Here is a 21,626-nt window from a genome sequence, read left to right on the forward strand (position 1 = left end):
TCCGCTGCGAAATACACGGCAAGCAGCCAAAATCCTATCTAACCAGATCCAGTTATGGAGGTTAGAGATGATTCACCGAACGGTCGGTATTGAGGGTGTTTGCCATGCAATTCAATACCTAAGAAAGCCAATGCCAGCTTTGCGGCGATGGGGGGCCGAGATCGGTTATAATAGCCTGATATACCCTGGCATTACCATCCATGCGGCGCAGGACAATTTTTCGAACTTGCACGTTGGCGCAAATGTACGCATTGTGCGTGACTGCCTCCTTGATTTAACAGACAGCATACGTATAGAAGATGAAGCGATAGTCAGTTTTCGATGCAGCCTGGTAACACATCGGAATATCTTCCACTCGCCGCTTGGTCAGGCTGGTTATCCGTCTGATCACGCGCCAATTGTCATTAAACGCGGTGCGGTTCTCTTTGCCAATGTTACTGTGTTAATGGGGGTAACAATTGGGGAATGTGCAATGGTAGCCGCAGGGGCTGTTGTCATTTCTGATGTTCCGGCCTGGACACTGGTCGGTGGAGTTCCCGCCAGGGTGATAAAACAATTGAGATAAGATGGAAAGTAAATGGCAATCGGTAAACTGGCTCGTTCACAGTATTCACGATACAGCTCTAGAAGAAGTATTGCATCAATACGCCCACGGTGTCTTATTGGATATTGGGTGTGGGCAAAAACCATACCGGGTCTTGACTGAAGGGTTGGTTACAGCACATATAGGTCTCGACCATCCGGGATCTTTACATAGCAAACAACAGGTGGATATATTCGGCACAGCCTACGAAACTGGTGTGGCGAATAATTCAATTGATACAGTGCTCTGCACAGTGGTTCTCGAACATCTGGAGCGTCCTCAGGAGGCGATCAACGAGATGTATCGCATTCTCCATCCGGGTGGTCATGTTATTTTATCCGCTCCCCTCTTCTGGCATTTGCACGAAGAGCCGCGTGACTTTTTCCGGTATACAAAGCATGGACTTACCCATCTATTTATAACATCTGGATTTGAAATCATAGAGATAAAACCGTTGTCGGGATTTGTGGTCACATTCAGTCAAGAATTGGTCTACTTTCTTAACCGATTGCAAAGAGGCCCCCTGCGTTACCCTGTTAAAATCTTACAATTGTTGATTCAACAAAGCGCGTTTTGGTTGAACCGGTGGGACAAGTCTTACGGTTTTACATGGGCTTATTTGGTCGTGGCCCAAAAACGGATTGATGTCCCCGAATAATTCGCTGCTTACGGGCGATTCTTCTTTGCGCCAGCAGGCGGTGCGTGGTATAGGTTGGACGGCCGTTGCGCAGTTCGGCCGGCAACTCATCCAATTCATCATCCTCGCCTTGTTGGGACGCTTGCTTTCGACCGAAGAGTTTGGTCTATTGGGCATGACTGCGGTTTTTGTGGGTTTTGCTAATTTATTTGGAGAAATGGGATTCACGGCGGCCCTTATTCAACGCCAAGAACTCACGCCTCGCCACCTTTCATCTGTTTTTTGGCTCAATCTGGCAGGGGGGGTGATCATGGCTTTGTTGATGGCTTTTGGCGCGCCCCTCATCTCGCAGTTATATCAGGAGCCGCGCCTGACCCCCATTACCTTGCTCATTGCTGTCACTTTTCCAATTAATGCGCTTGGCCTTGTTCATCGTGCCATTCTCACCCGTCAGATGCGTTTCCGCGCTTTGGGTTTAAGCGAGTTATTGGCTGTATTGGCCTCTGGTCTATTAGCCTTGGGACTGGCGCTTAACCAATTTGGCGTATGGAGTCTGGTGTGGCAAGCTCTGGCCCTGGCTATTTTCACCACTCTTTTTCTGTGGGGCATGACACGCTGGTGGCCCACGGGTGGATTCAGTCGATCGGCCATTCGGGAATTATGGGGATACAGCTCTAATTTGTTGGGGTATCAGGCATTCAATTACTGGGCACGCAATGGAGATAACTTTCTGATCGGTCGTTTTTTGGGGGCAGATGCGTTAGGCTTATACACTCGTGCCTATACCACCATGCTGTTACCGGTGAACCAGGTAGTGGGTATTCTAGGTCGTGTTTTGTTCCCCACTCTTGCCAAAGTGCAAGATGATCACCAGCGGGTGAAGCGAATCTACTTGCAAACATTAGCTGCCATTGCTCTCATCTCTTTCCCAATGATGCTTGGTCTGATCATTATCGCCAATAATTTTGTGCTGGTGGTGTTTGGCCCCCAATGGCTGCCTATGGTCAGGACATTACAAATCTTATCGTTGGTAGGTTTACTCCAATCCGTTGGTTCCACTGTGGGGTGGTTGTACCAAGCTCAGGGACGAACTGATTGGATGTTCAAGTGGGGCATTGCAGCGGGCACGCTGTCTTTGATCAGTTTTGTGGTTGGGACTTATCTTGGTTCAATTGAAACAGTTGCCCTTTGTTATGCAATTTTGGCGTTGCCGCTGTCTTACTGGGGGTTTGCCATTCCAGGCCGCCTGATCCAGCTTTCTATGACGGAGGTTTTGCTTGCGCTGGCTCCAATTTTCGGTTTATCGTGTGTAATGGCCGGGATAACGGCCGTTACCACCTATTTCTTGCCACCCACATGGCCGGCATGGTTCCAGTTGGCTGTGCAAACGGCCGTAGGCGGAACCACCTACCTCGGCCTCATTTTACTTCTGAAACCAGCCGCTTATCGCCACCTGTGCCATGTTATCCTGCGCCAGCGGCGGGAAAACAGTCAATCGTGAGCAATGTTCAACACGTCGGCGCCTGGTAATTTACAATTCCTAATCCTATGACTCTATCTGTTGCCCATAGCTGTAACACATGGCTTCCTCTCACAGAAGGCTGGCTTGACCGCCAGATACGATTTTTGCCATTGGCCGAGATTGAAGCGCATATCATCTGCGAAAGTACCCAAAATTTAGACACATTTGCCTGGCCCAACATCCACACCTTACCGCGCCACTCTCTGCATGGAACCGTCTTAAAAGGATTGCGTAAATTGGGGATGCCTTTCTTCTTTCCGCACGCCAAACGAGCGATTGCGGCGCACAACATTAAGATTGTGCATTCCCATTTTGGCAATCGTGGTTGGTTGGATTTAGGCTTGGTGAAGCAAACGGGCGCAAAACAAGTTGTGACCTTTTATGGCTGGGATGTTAATCATTTACCGCAAAAAAGACCGATTTGGCGCCAGCGTTACCAGGAAATGTTTGCCCAGGCTGAATTGATCTTGTGTGAAGGCTCCCACATGCGTCAATCTCTCCTTAAGCTAGGGGCTAACCCTGATCGGACACGTGTCCAACATTTAGGGGTTGCGGTAGATGAAATCCTTTTTCAGACCCGACAGCGGCGGCTCGATGAGCCACTTAAAGTTTTGTTGGCAGCCACATTTACACCCAAAAAGGGCCTGCCCGATGGATTGGAGGCGATGGGACGTTTGCGTCAGGAACAGGGCATTCCCCTACAGATAACCATCATTGGCGACGCACGCGCCACGCAAAAAGACCAGGCAGAAAAACAAAAAATCTTGGCGGCGCTAGACCGTTGGAATTTACGGCCGTTCACGCGACTCCTCGGCTACCAACCTTATGCCACCCTCTTTGCCGAAGCATACCAACACCACATCTTCCTTTCCCCCAGTCGAACCGCGCCTGATGGCGACACTGAAGGGGGCGCACCAGTTAGTCTGATAGATATGCAAGCCACAGGGATGCCGGTTGTCAGCACCACCCATTGCGATATTCCTGAAGTTGTGCAGCACGGCCGTACAGGGCTGCTCGCTGCCGAAGGTGATATAGTTGGCCTTGTTCAGCATCTGCACTGGTTGGCCGAGAACCCTGACGCATGGGCCGGAATCGGTACTGCAGGTCGGCAGCACATCGAACAAGAATACGATGCCAGACGTCAAGGCCAGCGTTTGGCTAAGATTTATCAGGAACTTGGCTAAACGCCAACACCATCATGTCTTATCTACCACGACGTACACTTGCATTGATAGCTGTTTGTTTCTTTTTATTGCTGCCTACCGTTCAAGCAATAGCGCGCAATGCCCTCTACGTCCTGGGCAACAAAGCGTATACCGCCCCGGCGAATCAGCAAGAGCAGTTAGCGCGGGTCAACCAGGTAACATACAAGATGGGGATGTGCGCCAACCAAACCATAACGGACTCAACGGCTGCAATCATCCAAAACTTCGATGATTGCTATGCCAACCACCCGCTCCCACTACAGATCATCACCCATACCATTCAACTACCCGCCCATATTCTCGCAGAAGGCAGCTCCCGTCCCGGCGAATCAAGTGGTGATGTGGTTACGCTATTTGGGGTTGGGTATGTGCAAAGCCGTCTGTTTTTTCTGAGCGAGGAAACTGATTCATGGATTATTTCTGTTCACGCCAAACATGATGCGCCGGCTCCGGTCATATTGGAAATCTGGTTAGACGATCAATCCATCGGCCGGTTGGTTTTTGACAAAGGGGATGACACTTGGGAAACTTTGTCCCTGGCTGCGCCCATAAAGCCGGGATTTCACAATTTTTATTTCCGGTATGTAAACGACTTGTTTGACCAAGAACAAGGACTAGATAGAAACGCTTATATTGAGTACGTGCAAATAGCACGCAGGAATTAGGTCGTGGCAAATTTGGAAAGAGTAACGGAGATACCGCCTGGTTTAACAACGGCCAAAGGGCTGTGGTTTGTGCTTTTGTTGGCGGCTATGGTTGGCGCCATCATCGCACTCATGAGCCAGGAATATGTCTTGCTCATTGCGGTGTTGTTGGTCGGGCTGCCTTTTGCCACACTGGTTATCAGCCGACAGACACGGCCAACGGCCGTTGTCCTTCTCCTCGTCTTTGTCCCCCTTACCAGTATCCTCAAGGCCATCACAGGCTCCCGCTTTGCACCCCTTACCTTTGACCTGGCTTTCCTCCTCGCCTTTGGGCTGTACATTGGCGAAAGACTTATGCGGCACAAAATTCGTTGGGGGTGGCTCGATTTTTGCTTTGCCCTTTTTTTCTTGTGGGCCTGTATACAAATGTTCAATTCCAATGTGCCTGGTTTGCAAGCCGGGGTAGAAGGGCTACGCAAGTTTGCGTTTGCCAGTATTCTTTTTTATGTTGGCCGCCATTTTTTCAACGACCGAGAGATGGTTGTTTTTCAGAAATCACTGGTCATTATTTCGATCTTCATCGCCTTATATGGTCTAAAGCAATTTTTTTTCATGTCAGCCATTGATTATCGGATGATTGAAATGGCCTCGGCCAGCCCTACAACCTATTTAATGGGAGGGTGGGTTCGACCATTTTCCACCCTGCCTGGCCCCTTTCATTTAGGGCTATATTTGGTTGTAGTCAGTTTGCTTTTGCTCGCCCAACTTATGCTTAAGTATGGCCGCTTTTCTACCCGCGTATTGATTCTTTTTGTTTTGGTCTTACATTTAGTTGTGCTGTTTTTCACCCGCACCAAAGGCAATTGGGTCGGATTCATAGCGGGGATTGTCGTGTTGATGATTTTAAAGACACGACGGCCGTTAAAATTATCCATTCAACTTGCAGGAATTGCCTTAGCCGGCCTCTTGGTCGCGGCCGCTATTTTAGCTGTGGCCCCTGACAATACATTCAAGGTATTAGATGACGCCATCATAGCTGTTACAAACCCACTAGAAGCCCCCACATTCTTGTATCGTGTTCAGCTATGGGAAGAAATCATCGTTCCTGCCTTGCGTGAAAACCCATTCTTTGGCTATGGAACCAGCAGCGCGGGCGAAGGCTTATCGAATCTATATCAAGGCACAGACTCTATACATTTCCCCAGCCATAACCTATACCTGAAAGTATTCCTGGAGTTAGGATTAGCTGGATTATTTTTGTTTTTGGTTATTGTGGCTGGAAGCTTATGGCACGGCTGGAGATTTATTCAACGCCAGCAGACTATGCCGTTAGGAATCAGGTTAGCCCAATACTGGGGCATCGCTGCGGTAGTAGCCTTTTTAGTAGCAGGATTGGTCATTCCCACTCTAGATGCCTATCCGGCCAACTACTATTTTTGGTTGTTGCTAGGCCTTATATCCAGCCGTCAATTCACTCCGAAGCAGTCTATGAATCAACCCACTCCTGAGCAAAGCCACGGTGAAGCGTCAATAACTCCAGCATTATCTCTAGAAACATGAATCTTGTTGTCATCCCTTTTCACGATTGGAAAAAATGCGAGCATGAAGGTTTCCGTACCCGTGATGCCCATTTCATGCAAGAATTTGGTCAACATCCACAAGTGACCAAATTATTGGTTATCAACCGACCCCTTTCCTGGGCAGAAATGCTCATACTAAAGCGCCGCCGCTACCCCCAACACGGTCATTTGATTAGTCAGCATGGCGGTATGTACCTCTCGCAAGTAGGCGAAAAAACTTATACATTAGATATTGTTGTTCCTGAGCTGCTTCGCCCCCTTCGCATGAAGCGCAGTTGGATACCCTATATTTTTGGCAAACCACAAATCGCAGAGCGTGTCAAACAAGCCCTGGCCCAATTAGAAATGGATTCTTCTTATAACATGTTTCTCTCTGCGCCATTATTCGTACCATTGGTGCAAAATCTAGCGCCTGAGTTTTGGGCTTTTGATGCGCAAGATAACTTATTGAAACAAGCGCTGTACCGTCACGTGCCTGACCTGGAAAACTTTTATGATTTTTGCTTAACCAACGCCGACTTCATCTCAGCCAATTCAGCCGAAACAACACAATGGTTCCACGGTAAACGGCCTGATGCCCAGTGGATACCCAATGGCGTGGACACAGATATGTTTTCACCCCATCAGACATACCTACGTCCAACCGATTTAGACGGCATCACCCCTCCCATTATCGGTTATGCCGGCAAAATGCAAGAAATGTTTGATGTGCAAGCCATCACCCAAGCAATGAGGGCTTTGCCTGAGGCAAATTTTGTTTTTATTGGGCAGCAACTGAATCGGGAATGGGTAAAAGACATTTGGCAATATCCCAACGCTTACTATTTAGGTGATAAACCGTATCATTTGCTGCCACAATATCTGGCAGCGTTTGATATTTGTATCATTCCTTATAGCATTGAGCGACAACATGGGGGAGACCCTATTAAATTTTACGAATACCTGTCCATGGGCAAACCCATTGTTAGCGCGGATATTGGTGGCGTAGGTGTGTTTAAGGACTATCCACAAGTCTGTATTACGCAAACGGCAGAGCAATTTGTCGCCGGCTTATGCCAAATGGTGGCTCTGCTAAAAGATAAAAAGCCGCTTAAAGCGATGCCCGTGCCGCTAGAGTATGTATGGAAGACAAAAGCCGACCAAATTATCCAGGCCATATACCATCGGCGCTCCCCAGTGCAGGCGTAATATGCCCCAAAACCTATTCCAAAAAATAACTGAACGCACGATCCAGAAATTGAAGCATGATCCTGATTATCGGTTAGACACGAGCGTAAACGGCCGTATTCTATCCCAGGTCTTATGGCAGCGCGCCCTCGCCCAACTGCGTGGCGCCTATCGTCACATCTGGTTACAGCACAGCGATGGCCGTCTATTTGTTGGTCGCGCAGTTCGCCTGTTGCACCCCCAACTCATCAGCGTCGGCCGGGCGGTTATCATTGAAGACAATGTACTGATAGACGCCCTCTCCCAAAATGGCGTCGTATTGGGCAACAATGTCACCATTGCCAAATTCACCACCATACAATGCACCGGCGTCATCCGTCACCTCGGCGTTGGGCTAACCATCGGCGACAATTCGGCCGTTGGCGCTTATTCGTTTCTAGGGGCACAAGGTGGCATCGTGATCGGCAGCAACGTCATCATGGGGCCACGTGTTAGCTTTCACGCCGAAAACCACCGCTACGAGCGTACAGATATCCCCATCCGATTGCAAGGCGAGAGCCGGCAAGGGATTGTTGTTGACGATGATTGTTGGATAGGAGCCGGCACTATTATTTTGGATGGCGTACACATTGGCAAGGGATGCGTGATGGCTGCGGGCAGTGTTGTAACCAAAGATGTTCCACCTTATTCTGTTGCGGCCGGTGTTCCAGCTCGGATCATCAAACAACGGCCGTACCCCACTGCCACAGAACCACACACCAAGGAAGGGCAATCTTGAAAATCGCTTTATTAGGCACTCGGGGCATCCCGGCCAGCTACAGCGGCTTCGAAACATGCGTGGAGCAGTTGGGGCAAAGGCTGGTTGCGCGCGGCCATCACGTAACCGTCTACTGCCGCTCCCATCACATCACCTATGACGGCGATTCCTACAAAGGGATGCGCCTCATCAAATTGCCCACCATTTCCAATAAGTATCTGGATACAATGGTACACTCCTTTATCTCTTCGCTGCACGCTTTGCCCCGGCGTTATGACATTGGTCTATATTTTATTGCCGGCAACAGCCCGGTAACGTGGATACCCAGATTAGTAGGCACAAAGACCTTACTCAATGTAGATGGCCTGGATTGGAAGCGCGAGAAATGGCCGACGGCCGCTAAAAAGTACATTCAGTTTGCCGAATACTTAGCCACCAAATTGCCCAATATTTACCTGACAGACTCAGAAGTTGTGCAAAGCTACTACCATGATCGCTTTAACAGCCAACCACCGTACATTCCCTATGGCTCAGAGGTGGAATTGATGCCGCCTGGCGAAACGTTGGCTCAGTTCGGTCTTGAACCAGGCAACTATATTCTATTTGTTGGCCGGTTGGTGCCGGAAAACTGTGCCCATCATCTTGTGGAAGCATTCCGCGAATTGCCCACGGATATGAAATGCGTCATTGTGGGCGATGCTGCCTATGCAGATGATTACATCCGCTCGTTGAAAGCCAGCGCGCAAGGGGATGCGCGTATTGTGTTTACCGGCTACGTGTTTGGCAAAGGGTATCACGAGCTGGGATCCAACGCCTATATTTTTGTGGAAACATCTGGCGTTGGCGGAACGCACCCGGCATTGGTGGAGGCAATGGCTTTTGGCAATTGTGTTATTACCCACGATACACCGGAAAATCTGGAAACGATTGGCGATGCGGGCTTTGCCTATAACGGCCGTTCCGGGGCCAACAGCTTGCGTGACATTTTACAAAACCTCCTGGCCGATCCTGAAACGGTAGTACATTATGCGGACCGGGCGCAAAAACGGGCACAGGCTCACTATTCATGGGAGACCGTCACCGACGCCTATGAACGACTGTTCTTTCAACTCCGTAACCAACCTTTGCCGGAAAGATTAAAAACCTCAGACTGACTAATGTCCCGTTTACCGTTCAACTATTATTGGCTGGAGGGGATTCTTCTTTCAGTTGCCACGCTTCCTCTGATCTTCCCTGAACCGATTCCACCGCTCACGGCCGTCTCCCTCCTCCTCCTCGCCCTCATCAGCAGCCTCCCCCTCCTCACACACCACCGCCCCATCCTACCCAGCACCCCCCTCAACCTGCTCGTCTTGCTCTGGCTGGTTGGCCTGGGCGTTTCCTTCCTCATCACCGCCGACCCCGACAAAACCCTGCCCCAGGTCACCCGCTTCATCGCCAGCCTGGTCATCTTCTACACCCTCGTATTCAGCCTGCGCCAACGCCGCCATCTGACCTGGTTTGCCTACGGTCTCATGGGCCTGGCCGCCCTGTTCGCTCTCGTCGCCCCCTTCGCCGTCCAGTGGAACCTGGCGAAAGGCATCCCCATCCCCAACGCCATCTACGACCTGTTTCCGCTGCTCGTCGCCGACGCCATCCACCCCAACATCATGGCCTCACTCATGGTTTTGCTGCTGCCCCTGCCCCTGGCCTATGTTTTGCTGCACTGGCCGCGGCGCGGAGTGGCCTGGTGGCTGTGCTTGGCCGCCGCCGTGCTGCCCGGTTTTATCCTCCTGCTGACCAAATCACGTGCCGGCTACCTGGCGGCCGTCAGCGGTGTGTTGATTGTCCTCTGGCTGGCCCACCGACGCGCTCTGGCGTTGGCGCTGCTGGGAGCTGCGGCCGTTGCCATCCTCTGGCTTCTCAATACCACCGACCCTACCCTGCCCACGACCGCCAGCAGCCTGACCAACCCCGGAACCATGCAGTTTCGCCTGGAAGTGTGGCGCGTCGCCCTGGACATGTTGGCCGATTTCCCCTTCACCGGAGTTGGCATAGGGGCCTTCAACAATGTTGCCATGCGCCTCTACCCCCTTGCCGAAAACAACAACCCCGGCGCCCACAACATCTTTTTGCAAGTCGGCGTAGACCTGGGCTTTCCCGGCCTCATCGTTTACATGGCTCTTTTGATTTTGCTGGTTTACCTGGCCTGGACCAGCCTACAAACGGCGCGCCAAAGCCAAGATACAACGCTTCAAGCCATGCTGATCGGCGCGCTGGCGGGCATCGTCGCCTATTCGGCGCATGGCTTGTTGGATAATGGCTTATGGAGTACCCAGGTTTCTTTTGTGCCCTGGCTGATGTTTGCACTGGTAACGGCCGTCCATCGCCTGAAACAATAAGGGGTAACATGCAAGTTGGTTTGTTCCAACCCACCAGCCAACCAACAAACTGAGTAGCTGCGTCAGGTGACAAAACCAACACCCTGTGTTAATCTTTGCACCAGGGAAACATCGTCACTCGATTCCAACTGAGTCTATAACCATCACGGACAAAGAACACCTTCTCTATCGTGTTCACCTTATCCGTATCCAAAATCACAAACCAAATTGATACATGGGAGGCAAACAATGGGTGTAGCATTTGCAACAGAAGCATGGATCAAAGCGCTTCAAGTCGAGCTAAACAACAGCGCCGGCTATCAAGAAGCCGCCAAAACCTGGGAAGGCGACTTTTACTTCGTCGTCACCGCCGGTGATGGCATCCCTAATGATGTTTACATGTACATGGACCTCTGGCACGGCGAATGCCGCGACGCGATGGAAGTAAGCGACCCGGCCGCCAAAGACCCCGCCTTTGTCATGAGCGCCCCCGTAGATGTCTGGCGCAAAGTCGTGGACAAAAAGCTGGACCCCATCAAAGGAATGATGACCCGTCAGCTTAAACTCAAAGGCAACATGATGAAAATCATGAAAGCTCCGAAAGCCGCTATCGAACTCGTCGAATGCACCACCCGCATTCACACCGACTGGCCCGCGTAGCAAGGGCCAATTACCAATTACCAACGTCAATCGTCAATCCGAAATCCGAAATTCTTATGTGGTTCTTTCACTGTCCTGAAATCTCTTTTGGTGAAGATGCCCTGTCGCACTTGGCGACCATCCAGGGCCAACGCGCCTTTATTGTGACTGATGCGGTTATTCAGCAGCTTGGTTTTGTCACGGCCGTACAAGACCAACTAACCGCCGCCGGGCTAGAAAGCCAGGTCTTCGCCGAAGTCGAGCCAGACCCCTCGCTGCAAACCGTGCGCCGCGGCGCTGCCCAAATGCTGGCCTACGAACCAGATTGGATTATCGGCCTGGGCGGTGGTTCCAGTATGGACGCCGCCAAAGCTATGTGGATTCATTACGAGCGGCCAGACATTGAGCCAGAAGCCATCAACCCATTTGAGTCGTTGGGTTTACGCCAGAAAGCGCGCCTGATCTGCATCCCCACCACCGCCGGAACCGGCTCCGAAGCCGGCTATGGCATCATCCTCACCGATACGGAAAACGCCCGCAAATTAACCCTCGGCTCGCCGGAAGCCACACCAGACATCGCCATCGTGGACCCCTACTTTACCGCCAATCTGCCGCGCCAGGTCACGGCCGATACCGGCATAGACGTCCTTACCCACGCCATGGAAGCTTACATCGCCACCTGGGCCAACGATTTTACCGATGGCCTCTGTTTACAGGCCATCCGGCTGGTCTTTGCCTATTTACCACGCGCCGCAGCCAACGGCGTCAACGACCCAGAAGCGCGGGAGAAGATGGCGAATGCCGCCACCATCGCCGGCATGGTGTTGGGCAACAGCTCGGTGGCGTTGGCCCACGCCCTGGGGCACAGCGCCGGGGCGCTGCTTCATCAACTGCCACACGGCCGTATCACCGCCATCTTCCTGCCCTATACCCTGCAATTTGTGGCCAATGGAGGCTACGGCCGTTTCCAAGACATCGCCCACACCCTCCAACTGCCGGCTGCCAATGAAACCGAAGCCACCGCCAGCGTCATCCAGGCCATTTTCCACCTGCTAGACACCATTGGTCAGCCCAAAAGCCTGCAAGCGGCCGGCATTGCCACAGACCAGTTCGTAGAGCTGCTGCCCATCATGGTCGAACACGTGGAAATGGACGCCAACCTGCTGATGTCACCGCGCATTCCCGACACGTCCGAAGTAGAAAAACTGCTGCAATACGCCTACGAAGGGCGAGCAGTAGATTTTTAATGATTTCGTTGCCTATGACTGCCACCCGTCCCAAAATCGGTTTAGCTCTCAGCGGCGGCGGGACCAGAGGATTGGTCCACATTGGCGTTCTCTCTGTGCTGGTCAAGGCCGGCATCCCCATAGATTACGTCGCCGGGACCAGTGTCGGCTCGTTTGTCGGCGCGGTTTTTTGCGCCGGAATGCCGGTAGACCAGATGCGCGCCCTGGCCCTTTCCACCAGTTGGAAGCTGCTGTCGCGTCCGGCCCTCAGCCACAGCGCCCTCCTCAGCTTTCGCCCGCTGGAAACCTGGGTCGAGCAAATCCTCGGCGACGTGGACATCTGCGACCTGGGCATTCCCTTTGCCGTCATCACTGCGGACCTGGAGCGGGGCGAAAAGGTGGTGCTGCGCCGCGGTCCAGTGGCGCGCGCCGTTCATGCCAGCTGCGCCATTCCGGGCATAGTCGAACCGGTGGAAATTGACGGCCGTCTCCTCTGTGACGGCGGCATCGTAGACAACCTGCCCATACATGTGGTCCGCGACATGGGCGCCGATTACGTCATCGGCGCCGACATCTTCGTCCCCTCCCACTACCACCGCATGGGTCCCCTGGGCACAGGTCTGATGACCATCGAAACCCTGGTTCGCCACTCCGGCGGCCACGTCGGCGAAGCCGACTGCCTCATCACCCCCCAAATCAGCGGCCACGCCTACCACCGCTTTTCCAAGGCCCAAGAATTCTTCCACCTCGGCGAAGACGCCACCCGCCGCGCTCTGCCAACCATCAAGGCTGCGCTATCAGTATCCAGTATCCAGTATCCAGTATCCAGTGTTCAGTATCCACCAGCTAAACTGAACACTGATTACTGATTACTGAACACCACCTACTCCCCACCCTCCTCCAACTGCGCCGACTGGCTTTCAATCGAACCAATGCCCAGCGGCTGCCATTTTTGTTTGGTTTCACCACTGCGCAGGCGATGTTCCGCGCCGCCACGCGCCCGTGTTTCCTCAAACCCTTCTGGCTCAATAAACATTTTCTGCCCTTCCAGCAGGCCAAAAAGCCCAGCCTGGCCCGGTTCCGGGCGCGGCGCAATCAGCGCCTCCTGGCCTTTTATCGCGTCTGGGTCATAATCCAGCGGCTCTGTGTAGGTGGTAATAAAGCCTTCAAAGTTGCGCAGCACCACCTTCCCCGGCGCTTGTGTCAGCAGGTAATTGGGCATCACCGGAATTTTGCCACCGCCGCCCGGCGCATCAACCACGTAGGTTGGCACAGCGTAGCCAGAGGTGTGGCCGCGTAAACCTTCGATTATCTCAATGCCTTTAGAGACCGGCGTGCGCAGGTGGCCGGAACCGGCTACCAGGTCGCACTGGTATAGGTAATACGGCCGTACCCGAATTTTCACCAGGTCATGCACCAATTTGCGCTGAATGTGGACCGAATCATTGATCCCGGCCAGCAGCACACTCTGATTGCCCAGCGGAACGCCCGCGCGGCTCAATCGGTCCATCGCCGCCGCCAGTTCTGGCGTAATCTCTTTCGGGTGGTTGACGTGGATGTTAATCCACAGCGGATGATATTTTTCGATCATCTCGCAAAACTCAGGCGTGACGCGCATCGGCAAAAAGACCGGAACCCGCGAGCCAATGCGGATAATCTCGATGTGCGGAATAGCCCGCAGACGCGCCAGAATCATGTCCAGCAGCTTGGGAGCCAATACCATGGGGTCGCCGCCGGACAGCAGTACGTCGCGGATTTGTGGCGTGCGTTCGATGTATTCAATTTGCGCGTCGAACTCGGCGCGGCTAAACGTTTGCGTGGGGTCGCCAACGATGCGGCTGCGGGTGCAGTAGCGGCAGTAACTGGCGCACTGCGTCGTCACCAACATCAGCACGCGGTCCGGGTAGCGGTGGACCAGTCCGGGCACTGGCGAATGTTTGTCTTCGGCCAGCGAATCTTCCATCATGGACTCGAAGGGGACCATCTCGCGGGCGGTAGGGATAATTTGTTTACGTACCGGGCAGTCGGGGTCGTCCGGGTCCATCAGGCTGGCGAAATAAGGGGTGATGTCTACGCGGAACAGCCCCTTGGCGCTAAGCGCCTGCCGCTCAGAGTCGGTCAGGTTGATGACTTTCTCTAATTCAGCTTCGGAATTGAGGCGATGGCTCATTTGCCAGCGCCAATCCATCCATTGTTCGTCGGGCACATCGTGCCAGAAAGGGGCGCGCGTATAAACGGGATCGGTGATGGGTGTGGCTACGGCCGTTGCTGTCTGGGGTTTATTCATGAGGGAAATACTCCTTTTGACATTGCTTGATTGCGGGAAGCGTTTAAGACGAATGGTCGCCGTAAACCAAAGTCCGTATGCCGTTTTCCGTTGGCATTCACCAGAGGTATCGCCCGACGAAATACGAAATACGGATTATGGATTACCGCATACGGATTACTGCATACGGGTAGGGGAGCAATCTAAACCAGACTGGCTTGCAAAGAGATTTGCGCACCAGCCAACACTTTAGAGACCGGGCACTTTTCCTTTGCTGCCTGCGCTAATTCCTGGAACTTTTCGGCGGAGATACCCGGAACCTGCGCCTGGCACACCAGATCAATGTTGGTGATGGTTGGCCCTTCGCCCAGGTGTACGGCCGCCGAGGTTTCCACACGAACCGGAGGCGTCTCATTGCCCGTTAGCAGCGCTGAAAAGAACATAGAAAAGCAGCCAGCGTGCGCCGCGCCAATCAGTTCTTCTGGATTTGTACCGACGCCATCGCTAAACCGAGAAGCCCACGTAAACGGCCCATCGTAAGCGCCGCTTTGCAGCTTCATCACCCCTTTGCCTTCCTTCAATGTACCTTCCCACAAAGCATTGGCTGTACGAACTGTCATGTTAGTTATCTCCTTGTTTAATAGCTTGCCGCTTACCGACCATCGCTAAAGAAGAGTCCCGGCAAGCATGAGGGTTACTAAATAGCGTCCCCAAACTGTATCGCACCCAGGACAAATCGTAAAGAGAACTAACTCTTTGCTTAACAGTTCAACATGAACTGCGGTGTACCACGATGAAGGAAAATCAACAGATTTCGCAGAACTTATCCTGAGCCTGCCGAAGGATTACGCAGATTTATCTCTGTGCCTCTGCGTTAAATTATTTGAGCGTGTGTCAAATGAGTTGAGCAGGTAGGGGCGGGACAGTCGGGGTGACATCTTTGCCAATCACCAATGCCTCGCCCCGCCTGTCTCGCCATCTTCTTTGTCCGGCACAGGCGTTTGTTGGGCGAGATGGCGCGGAGAAAATGTTGTCCGCTGCGGCGAAGACCAACCCGCGCCATCCCGCCCCTAAGCAAGGCATAAATGAAATGGAACACATGCAAGTTAATTCATTCTCATTTCTTAATTCTTACCGGCGGCCAACCGGGCATAAAACGCCGCGTCAGCGCCCAGCAGCTTGTGCATCTCTTCCAGCGAAAACGGGAACCACAGCGGGCTGTCCGTCGGCTTCGGGCTGACATTGGCCTGGTGGATAATGTCTACCAGCCAGGTGATGGCTTGCAGCGGCACAATGTTGGCCGCCGCCTTTTGCCGCAAGAAGCGGATATCTTCGCCGGGCTGGATGTCCGGGAATGGGTTGCTTTGCCAGAACGCTCTGGTGTAACACAAGGTGCTGCCCGGCATCCAGGGCAGCCGACCAGACGGCCGTACCGAATGCCACGCCCGCCGCGCAAACGGATCATAATGCAGCAGGTTGTCCAAGCCCACCACATCCGCGCCAAACTCCGTCAGCGCCCCCACCTGATAACTGAGCCGCCACGGCGCGACCCACACATCGTCGTCCCAACTCGCCAGGATGGGGCCGCGCGCTTCCTCGCCGCCCAGGTTGCGCTTCGCGCCAATGCTCAGGCGCTGCGGCAGGCGCAGGTAGCGAATCCGCTTATCCGCCGGGACCAGGTCGCCCACCGCATCCTCGCCATCGTCCAGGATGATCAGTTCCCGGTTGGGGTAATCCTGGCGCAAAAACAGCTCAATCGCCAACGGCACAAACGGCCGTCTATCATACGTCGGCATAATGCAAGAGATGAGCGGCGCGGGCAGCGCGGCCACATTGCTGCTCAGCGCCTGCGCCTCGGCCACCATGCGTTCAGCCATCAGCAGCGACACACCGCGCACCGCGTTGGCGATGGTCTGCGGCGCGGCTGCCGCCAGCCGGGGAATAGAATCTACGCCCAGCCGCGCCAGTTCGCGCGTCCGCGCCCCGGCGATACCGTTGATGTCTGCCAGCGGGACCGAAGCAACCGCCAGCGCAGGCGAGCGGGCGGTCCATTCGGCCGGGGTGGCCGTAAGCAGAGGGGCAACGGCCGTTTCCACCAACCGAATCTCCGGCGCGGCGGCCACAACCACAGGCTCGCGCACCAACGCCGGCCGCGCCGCGATCACCGCCGCCGGGCGGCGCGGCGCACTGACCGCCAGCGGGCGCGCGACGGCCGTTGGCGCGGCGCTGTCTGTTGTTCCCCCATCATCACCACATGGCCCGCAGGGCGACGCGCACCAGTGGCAGCAGCCACCCTGTCCAGCGGCGCCCCGGCCAGGCGGCGTGGGCGGGCACAAACCGCCCGGCGGCAGCGGCGCGGCGGCCACATCGCCCACATCGTAGGCCACGTCGAAGCCGGTCACCGTCAGTTTGCCGGGCGCCTGCGCCAGGAAATGGATCGGGACCGTCACCAATTCCACCGGCACAAAAGCAAGCTGCCGCACAAGCAGGGTGGTTCCGGCCGGCAGCGCCAGGTTCAGGTCGGCGCTGGCGGCGGTGGGGGGCACGGCCGTTTCCAACTGATGTTCTTGCCGCCCCACCGCGATGGGCAGCCGGCTCGCGCCAACAACGTTACCGGCCGCGTCCAGCCAATCCAACCGCACCTCCGGCGCGCCGCCGGCAAGCTGGCGCACCAACGCGCCATCTAGCCGCAGCACAAACGGCTGCCCGCCCGTCACCGCAAACGACTGCATCAGCGAGACAGGCACGGCTTCCAAATTGGAGAGTTCCACGCCATCGCTCGTCACGTTCAAGGTCACGCCGGTCACCGAGGCCGGCGACAACTGCCAGCCCAGCAGCGCACCATTGGCCACCAGCAGCAAATCGCCGTTGGCAATGGGATCGCCGGTAGCCTGGAAGGAAACCGTGTCTACGGCGGCGTTATGCTCCGGCGGAACGACGAAGCGGATTTCCGCCTGAGTCGCCCCCGGCGGCGCTTGCAGCCGCGCCCGGTGGAACAGCAGCTCCGGCAGCCGCTGCGCCGCAGCCGCCCGCAGGTTCACCGTCTGCGCCCGGCCAAAGGTTCCGTCGGCAAAACCAGCTTGCGGTTGAATGCCCCCCGGAAAGGTTTGGGAGCTGCGCTTGACTCGTTCAGCAAATTCGGGGACCTGGATGGGGATGCGGTCGGTGCGCTGCACGGCGCACGCGCCGCCGCGCCAGATCACCTCGGCGACCGCTTCCAGGCTGCTGGCAATGCCCCAAAAGCTGAAATCGTAGGTGCAGCCGCCGACCGCAGCCGTGGCCTGCGACAGCGCCGAGGCGCGGGACGGCCGTATCGCCTGGTCGCCTGGGGTGAGAGGGCCTAACACGGCCGTCAGGTGGAATGGGTCGGTGAAGGGGATGGGCTGCACAAAGCCGGTGGTCAGCGTCCAATGGTCCGGCTGTTGGCGGCCCAACGGCAAAAAACGCAGACCGGCCATCTCTCCGGCCGGGTAAGGGTTTTGTAAGGTCACGTACAGCCGGTCGCCGGATGGCGTCGCTGCCAGGTCTATGTCGCCAAAATCGGGCGCACCCACAGCAACCGGATTGCGCACCGCCAACGTCAGCAGGTCTATCACGCTGATGGAAGCGTTTTCGCGGCTGGCGACAAAGGCGCGACGGCCGTTTGGCTCAATCTCCACGGCTACCGGCCACAGCATCGTGTCGTCCGGTTTGGGCAGGGAAAGGGTGCGCTCGTAGCGCAAGTGGGCGGCGTCTATCAGGCTGAGGCTGTCGTCATTGCCATTCACCACCAGGGCGCGACGGCCGTCGGGCGTCAGCGCCAGGTCTACCGGATTGCTGCCGGTAAAGAGGGGGTCTACCAGCGATTGCTGGCTGGCCGCGTCGAAAACGGCCAGGCTGCCGGACAAGGTCTGGCTGTGGGCGGTGGCCACAAACAGGCGGCGGCCGTCCGGCGACACGGCCAGGCTGACCGGCCGGAAGCCTTCCTCCAGAGGAATGGGGTCGCCAAGCAGCGCGTCCAGAATGTTGACGGGGGTATTGGCGGTCAGGAGTTGGCCGAGTACGGCCGTATCCAGCGCCAATACGTTACGAAAACCACCCAGATACAGGGTACGGCCGTCCGGCGACAGCGCCAGACAAGAGGCAATGCCTTGCAGCGGGACGGGACTGCCAACCGCCGCAAACGTCACCGCGTTTATCACCCGCAAATCGGTGGATTCGTAGGCTTCGCTGATCACGTATACGCGCTGGCTGTCCGGGCTGATGGCAACGTGCTGCCGCGACGCCGGGGCTGAAAAACCGCCGGCAAACGGACGATGCAGCGGCAGCCCGATGAAAACGCCATCACCCGTCTCCCGCCCGGCAAACGCCCATTCGCCGTTAGGCGCCACCACGATGCTGCTCAGGCCGCCGGAGATGTTTTCGGCGTCTTGCAGCGGCCCGAAGCTCTCGCCGCTGGTAGACCAGCGGGTGAAATCGCCATTTTGCAGCTGCTCGCCGCGGGCGCAAGAGGCCGCCGCCGCGCGCCGGGCGGCTTCGGTGATGGCCGCGGCAAATTCGGGGAAGTCAATGGTAAAGTCAATGCGCCCCAGCGGCTGGAAGCGGTCCAGGGAGACGGGTATGGCCGTTGGCCCATCACCCACCAGCACCGACAGCGGCATCTCGTACTGCGCCGGCGCGCGGCGCAGGCGGAAGTAGCCGGCCAGCGACCCGGCCACCCCGTCTACCTGAGTGGCGCGCCAGGAAAGGCCGCCGGTGGTGGAGTGCTGCAAGGCTTCGCCGGTAACGGCCGTCTGGCTGTGCCAGGCCGCTTCCCCGTTCCGCGCCTGGACGATTAACCAGAAGCGCGTTCCGGCGCGGAATTGAAATTCCTGCGGCAGCCGGGCGCTGATCCAGGTAGGGTTGGCCGCCAGGTCGCGGTCCAGCTCCAGCGGCACGGGGGCGGCCAACAGCGGGTCGGCGAACGGTTTGCCGCCCACGTCGGCCATCAGGTTCAGGTCCAGCACGGCGGCGCGGCTGACACTGGAGAGCAGCAGGTCTATGGCGGTAACGGCCGTGTCCGCGCTCAACAAAATGGGCTGGGTCTGGCTGATGGCGGCGCTGATGGGCACGGCCGTTACCGGCGTCAGCGGCCCTGTCGGCCCAAAGACAATGCGGCTCTCCTCAAATGCGCCGATGACTTGCACGCTGGCGGCCGTCACCGCCGCGCCTGCCGGCAGCGTCACCTGGAGCAGGGCGCTGTCGGCCTGGGGCACGCCGTCGAAGCCGTAAGGCAAGGCGGCTTCGCCCACGCCGGCCGGCAGGGCCGACTGCTGGCGGGTATATTCAATGTCTACGGTTACGTTCAGCCGGGTCAGGCTGTCGGAGTGGATGATGAGGGGGAGCTGGTAACGGCCGTCTTTCACCGCCGCTTCCTGCAAATAACGCTGCATGAAGTCGGCGAAATTGGGGGTGGCAATAGGGGCCGTGATCTCCCCCGGCTGCACCCAAAACGGCGGCATCCCTTCCAGCGCCAGGGTAACATTGTTGGCCGCCGTGCGCACCGTCACCTGGGTCACGTTCAACGTCGGCGGCGGATTGGTGACCGAGCGCAGCCGGAACTTGCCCACCAGCAGACCCGGCAGCGCGCCGCTGGCCGGTATCGCGTACAAGTCTACGTCTTCCGACGCCGCCAGCGCGCCATATTCATTAATGCCCATGAAGACGCCGCCGCCCAGGTCCACCACCAATTCGCTGTTGAGCAAATTGGAGCCACGCACAACCGCCAACGTGCGCCGGGCATGGAAATCCACCTCGACAATGCCGGGCTGCAAAACTTTAGTCATGCCAAAATCGCCGACATTGCCGCTGAACGTTAGAATCTCTTCAAACACAGGGCGGCCGGGAGCGGCGGCCGGCGTCAGGGTGATGGTGGCGTGTTGAATCTGCGCCCCTTCTGGTAAGCCCTGAATTTGCACCGTGCGGTCGCCCTCGAAACGAATGGCTTCGCCTGGGAAATCAGTGGTTAGTCTCATGGATGTTTACCTTGCAGGGTTAAAGATTGGTTCAATCTCTAAGATTGAACCAATCTAAACCCTGGATTATGCGCGCAGCAGCACCATCAATTTCAATTCCTGCCGGACGGCTTCAACGTCTCGCCCTTCCTGCCGCAGTCCTTCGATTACCTCTGGCGCGTAAGCTGGCGGGCCAAACAGCAGCAGACCTAATTTATTGAAGCTGAAATGGGTCACCTGCACCATGGTGGGCGCTGGCGTCACCGGCGGCATGTTGGTCATGGCAAAGGGCGGGTAGTTTTCTGTCCTACGCGGGATGAACTTCACCCACAAGTCGTCCCAATCCCCCTTTTGCTTCACGCTTTTCACCGAACGGTCCTCGCGGCAGCAGCGGTCGAACCAGGGGGAATGGGCATGTTGGTCATCGTCAAAACGATCGTTGGGGCCGGCAAACATCGCTTTCCACAGCTCGTTTTCAATGTCACTCAGGCTGGAGTTGTCGTTGTATTTCACCCGGTAGCGGGCCAGCAAATCGGCAAAAGCCACCCGATACTGCTCACTGCCCGTTGGCTCAATCTCTACGCTGATCGGCGTGCTTTCGCCGTCTGGCACAAAGCGGATGCGTTGTTCGCTGGAGTGGTAGAGGAAGAAATTGACCCAGGTCTGGTACTTGTGGTCATCTTCGGAAGCGACAACCCGGAAATAATCAAGCTGGTACAGGTCCACCAGGGGGCTGTTTTGCAGATTGTGCTCGACCACCGACTCTTTGCCGACCTGGAGCTTTTTGAACAGCTTCATGTAGCCAGAGTGCAAAGCCATCTGGCTGAGGGCCTGGTCAATAATGGCTTTGGTAATGTCGGCCAGGGATTGGCCTTCCAGGCGCTCGGCGTCTTGGGCGCTGGGGACCTGGGTGATGGCGTCCACGGCCGCCTGCGCCTGGCTGGCAATGTCGGCGCGAATCTGGGCCTGCATATCGTTCATAATCTCGGCGGCGATGAGTTCGCCCGGCTTGTACTCTACATAAGGTTCTAAAACTGACATTTGTAACACTCCTTTTGGGGAAAGTTG

At 55.8% G+C, this 21,626-nt stretch carries 17 protein-coding genes; 13 read left to right on the forward strand and 4 right to left on the reverse strand.

The genetic code is table 11. From position 1 onward, the window contains the following. Positions 1–67: 67 nt before the first annotated feature. The 13 genes from IPM39_04165 to IPM39_04225 all read left to right on the forward strand — a co-directional run bounded on the left by IPM39_04165 (position 68) and on the right by IPM39_04225 (position 13,189). Positions 68–565 carry an acyltransferase gene (locus IPM39_04165; GenBank protein ID MBK8985266.1) on the forward strand — a complete coding sequence of 166 codons (498 nt, stop codon included), beginning with the start codon at positions 68–70 and terminating at the stop codon, positions 563–565. A 1-nt stretch (position 566) separates the two neighbouring features. Further along, the gene (locus IPM39_04170) at positions 567–1,241 is read left to right on the forward strand and encodes a class I SAM-dependent methyltransferase (protein ID MBK8985267.1); all 675 of its coding nucleotides are present in this window, start codon (positions 567–569) and stop codon (positions 1,239–1,241) included. Further along, the gene (locus tag IPM39_04175; GenBank protein ID MBK8985268.1) at positions 1,228–2,721 is read left to right on the forward strand and encodes an MOP flippase family protein; all 1,494 of its coding nucleotides are present in this window, start codon (positions 1,228–1,230) and stop codon (positions 2,719–2,721) included. Before IPM39_04170 ends, IPM39_04175 begins: the two co-directional genes overlap by 14 nt. Positions 2,722–2,768: 47 nt before the next feature. Next, entirely contained in the window at positions 2,769–3,926 is a 1,158-nt protein-coding gene (locus IPM39_04180) for a glycosyltransferase (protein MBK8985269.1), read from the forward strand. Positions 3,927–3,940: 14 nt separating this feature from the next. After that, a complete protein-coding gene (locus IPM39_04185) occupies positions 3,941–4,612 on the forward strand; it encodes a hypothetical protein (protein MBK8985270.1) in 672 nt (223 codons plus the stop codon). Between the two features lie 3 nt (positions 4,613–4,615). Continuing rightward, positions 4,616–6,151 (forward strand): O-antigen ligase family protein, encoded by a 1,536-nt coding sequence (locus IPM39_04190; GenBank protein ID MBK8985271.1) that lies wholly within the window; start codon positions 4,616–4,618, stop codon positions 6,149–6,151. After that, the gene (locus IPM39_04195) at positions 6,148–7,359 is read left to right on the forward strand and encodes a glycosyltransferase (protein MBK8985272.1); all 1,212 of its coding nucleotides are present in this window, start codon (positions 6,148–6,150) and stop codon (positions 7,357–7,359) included. Before IPM39_04190 ends, IPM39_04195 begins: the two co-directional genes overlap by 4 nt. A 1-nt stretch (position 7,360) precedes the next feature. Next, positions 7,361–8,116: an acyltransferase gene (locus IPM39_04200; GenBank protein MBK8985273.1), complete on the forward strand. Its 756-nt coding sequence runs from the start codon at positions 7,361–7,363 to the stop codon at positions 8,114–8,116. Further along, the gene (locus tag IPM39_04205; protein ID MBK8985274.1) at positions 8,113–9,249 is read left to right on the forward strand and encodes a DUF1972 domain-containing protein; all 1,137 of its coding nucleotides are present in this window, start codon (positions 8,113–8,115) and stop codon (positions 9,247–9,249) included. The genes IPM39_04200 and IPM39_04205 overlap by 4 nt, the downstream gene beginning before the upstream one ends. A gap of 3 nt (positions 9,250–9,252) precedes the next feature. After that, on the forward strand, positions 9,253–10,476 hold the full coding sequence (locus tag IPM39_04210) for an O-antigen ligase family protein (protein ID MBK8985275.1): 1,224 nt from the start codon (positions 9,253–9,255) through the stop codon (positions 10,474–10,476). A gap of 228 nt (positions 10,477–10,704) precedes the next feature. Continuing rightward, entirely contained in the window at positions 10,705–11,115 is a 411-nt protein-coding gene (locus tag IPM39_04215; GenBank protein MBK8985276.1) for an SCP2 sterol-binding domain-containing protein, read from the forward strand. Between the two features lie 56 nt (positions 11,116–11,171). After that, a complete protein-coding gene (locus tag IPM39_04220; protein ID MBK8985277.1) occupies positions 11,172–12,341 on the forward strand; it encodes an iron-containing alcohol dehydrogenase in 1,170 nt (389 codons plus the stop codon). Positions 12,342–12,355: 14 nt separating this feature from the next. Continuing rightward, positions 12,356–13,189, forward strand: a complete 834-nt coding sequence (locus IPM39_04225; GenBank protein MBK8985278.1) for a patatin-like phospholipase family protein — start codon at positions 12,356–12,358, stop codon at positions 13,187–13,189. 14 nt (positions 13,190–13,203) lie between these two features. On the opposite strand, the gene ablA is transcribed toward IPM39_04225, so the two are convergent. From ablA to IPM39_04245, 4 genes are all read right to left on the reverse strand, one after another. After that, positions 13,204–14,607 carry a lysine 2,3-aminomutase gene (ablA, locus tag IPM39_04230; protein MBK8985279.1) on the reverse strand — a complete coding sequence of 468 codons (1,404 nt, stop codon included), beginning with the start codon at positions 14,605–14,607 and terminating at the stop codon, positions 13,204–13,206. A 182-nt stretch (positions 14,608–14,789) separates the two neighbouring features. Beyond that, positions 14,790–15,206 (reverse strand): OsmC family protein, encoded by a 417-nt coding sequence (locus IPM39_04235; GenBank protein ID MBK8985280.1) that lies wholly within the window; start codon positions 15,204–15,206, stop codon positions 14,790–14,792. A 504-nt stretch (positions 15,207–15,710) separates the two neighbouring features. Next, complete coding sequence (locus IPM39_04240; protein MBK8985281.1) at positions 15,711–20,579, reverse strand: glycosyltransferase; 4,869 nt, start codon at positions 20,577–20,579, stop codon at positions 15,711–15,713. 66 nt (positions 20,580–20,645) lie between these two features. Next, positions 20,646–21,599 (reverse strand): hypothetical protein, encoded by a 954-nt coding sequence (locus tag IPM39_04245; GenBank protein MBK8985282.1) that lies wholly within the window; start codon positions 21,597–21,599, stop codon positions 20,646–20,648. Positions 21,600–21,626: the final 27 nt, after the last annotated feature.

Source organism: Candidatus Leptovillus gracilis, assembly GCA_016716065.1.
GTDB classification, from domain to species: domain Bacteria; phylum Chloroflexota; class Anaerolineae; order Promineifilales; family Promineifilaceae; genus Leptovillus; species Leptovillus gracilis.

What these genes read in the sequence shown, in the direction of transcription:
- IPM39_04180 (MBK8985269.1), top strand. Translation starts at nt 2,769, where the DNA reads ATGACTCTATCTGTTGCCCATAGCTGTAACACATGGCTTCCTCTCACA.
- IPM39_04210 (MBK8985275.1), top strand. Translation starts at nt 9,253, where the DNA reads ATGTCCCGTTTACCGTTCAACTATTATTGGCTGGAGGGGATTCTTCTT.
- ablA (MBK8985279.1), bottom strand. Translation starts at nt 14,607, where the DNA reads ATGAATAAACCCCAGACAGCAACGGCCGTAGCCACACCCATCACCGAT.
- IPM39_04175 (MBK8985268.1), top strand. Translation starts at nt 1,228, where the DNA reads ATGTCCCCGAATAATTCGCTGCTTACGGGCGATTCTTCTTTGCGCCAG.
- IPM39_04235 (MBK8985280.1), bottom strand. Translation starts at nt 15,206, where the DNA reads ATGACAGTTCGTACAGCCAATGCTTTGTGGGAAGGTACATTGAAGGAA.
- IPM39_04220 (MBK8985277.1), top strand. Translation starts at nt 11,172, where the DNA reads ATGTGGTTCTTTCACTGTCCTGAAATCTCTTTTGGTGAAGATGCCCTG.
- IPM39_04195 (MBK8985272.1), top strand. Translation starts at nt 6,148, where the DNA reads ATGAATCTTGTTGTCATCCCTTTTCACGATTGGAAAAAATGCGAGCAT.
- IPM39_04240 (MBK8985281.1), bottom strand. Translation starts at nt 20,579, where the DNA reads ATGAGACTAACCACTGATTTCCCAGGCGAAGCCATTCGTTTCGAGGGC.
- IPM39_04245 (MBK8985282.1), bottom strand. Translation starts at nt 21,599, where the DNA reads ATGTCAGTTTTAGAACCTTATGTAGAGTACAAGCCGGGCGAACTCATC.
- IPM39_04170 (MBK8985267.1), top strand. Translation starts at nt 567, where the DNA reads ATGGAAAGTAAATGGCAATCGGTAAACTGGCTCGTTCACAGTATTCAC.
- IPM39_04215 (MBK8985276.1), top strand. Translation starts at nt 10,705, where the DNA reads ATGGGTGTAGCATTTGCAACAGAAGCATGGATCAAAGCGCTTCAAGTC.
- IPM39_04200 (MBK8985273.1), top strand. Translation starts at nt 7,361, where the DNA reads ATGCCCCAAAACCTATTCCAAAAAATAACTGAACGCACGATCCAGAAA.
- IPM39_04185 (MBK8985270.1), top strand. Translation starts at nt 3,941, where the DNA reads ATGTCTTATCTACCACGACGTACACTTGCATTGATAGCTGTTTGTTTC.
- IPM39_04165 (MBK8985266.1), top strand. Translation starts at nt 68, where the DNA reads ATGATTCACCGAACGGTCGGTATTGAGGGTGTTTGCCATGCAATTCAA.
- IPM39_04225 (MBK8985278.1), top strand. Translation starts at nt 12,356, where the DNA reads ATGACTGCCACCCGTCCCAAAATCGGTTTAGCTCTCAGCGGCGGCGGG.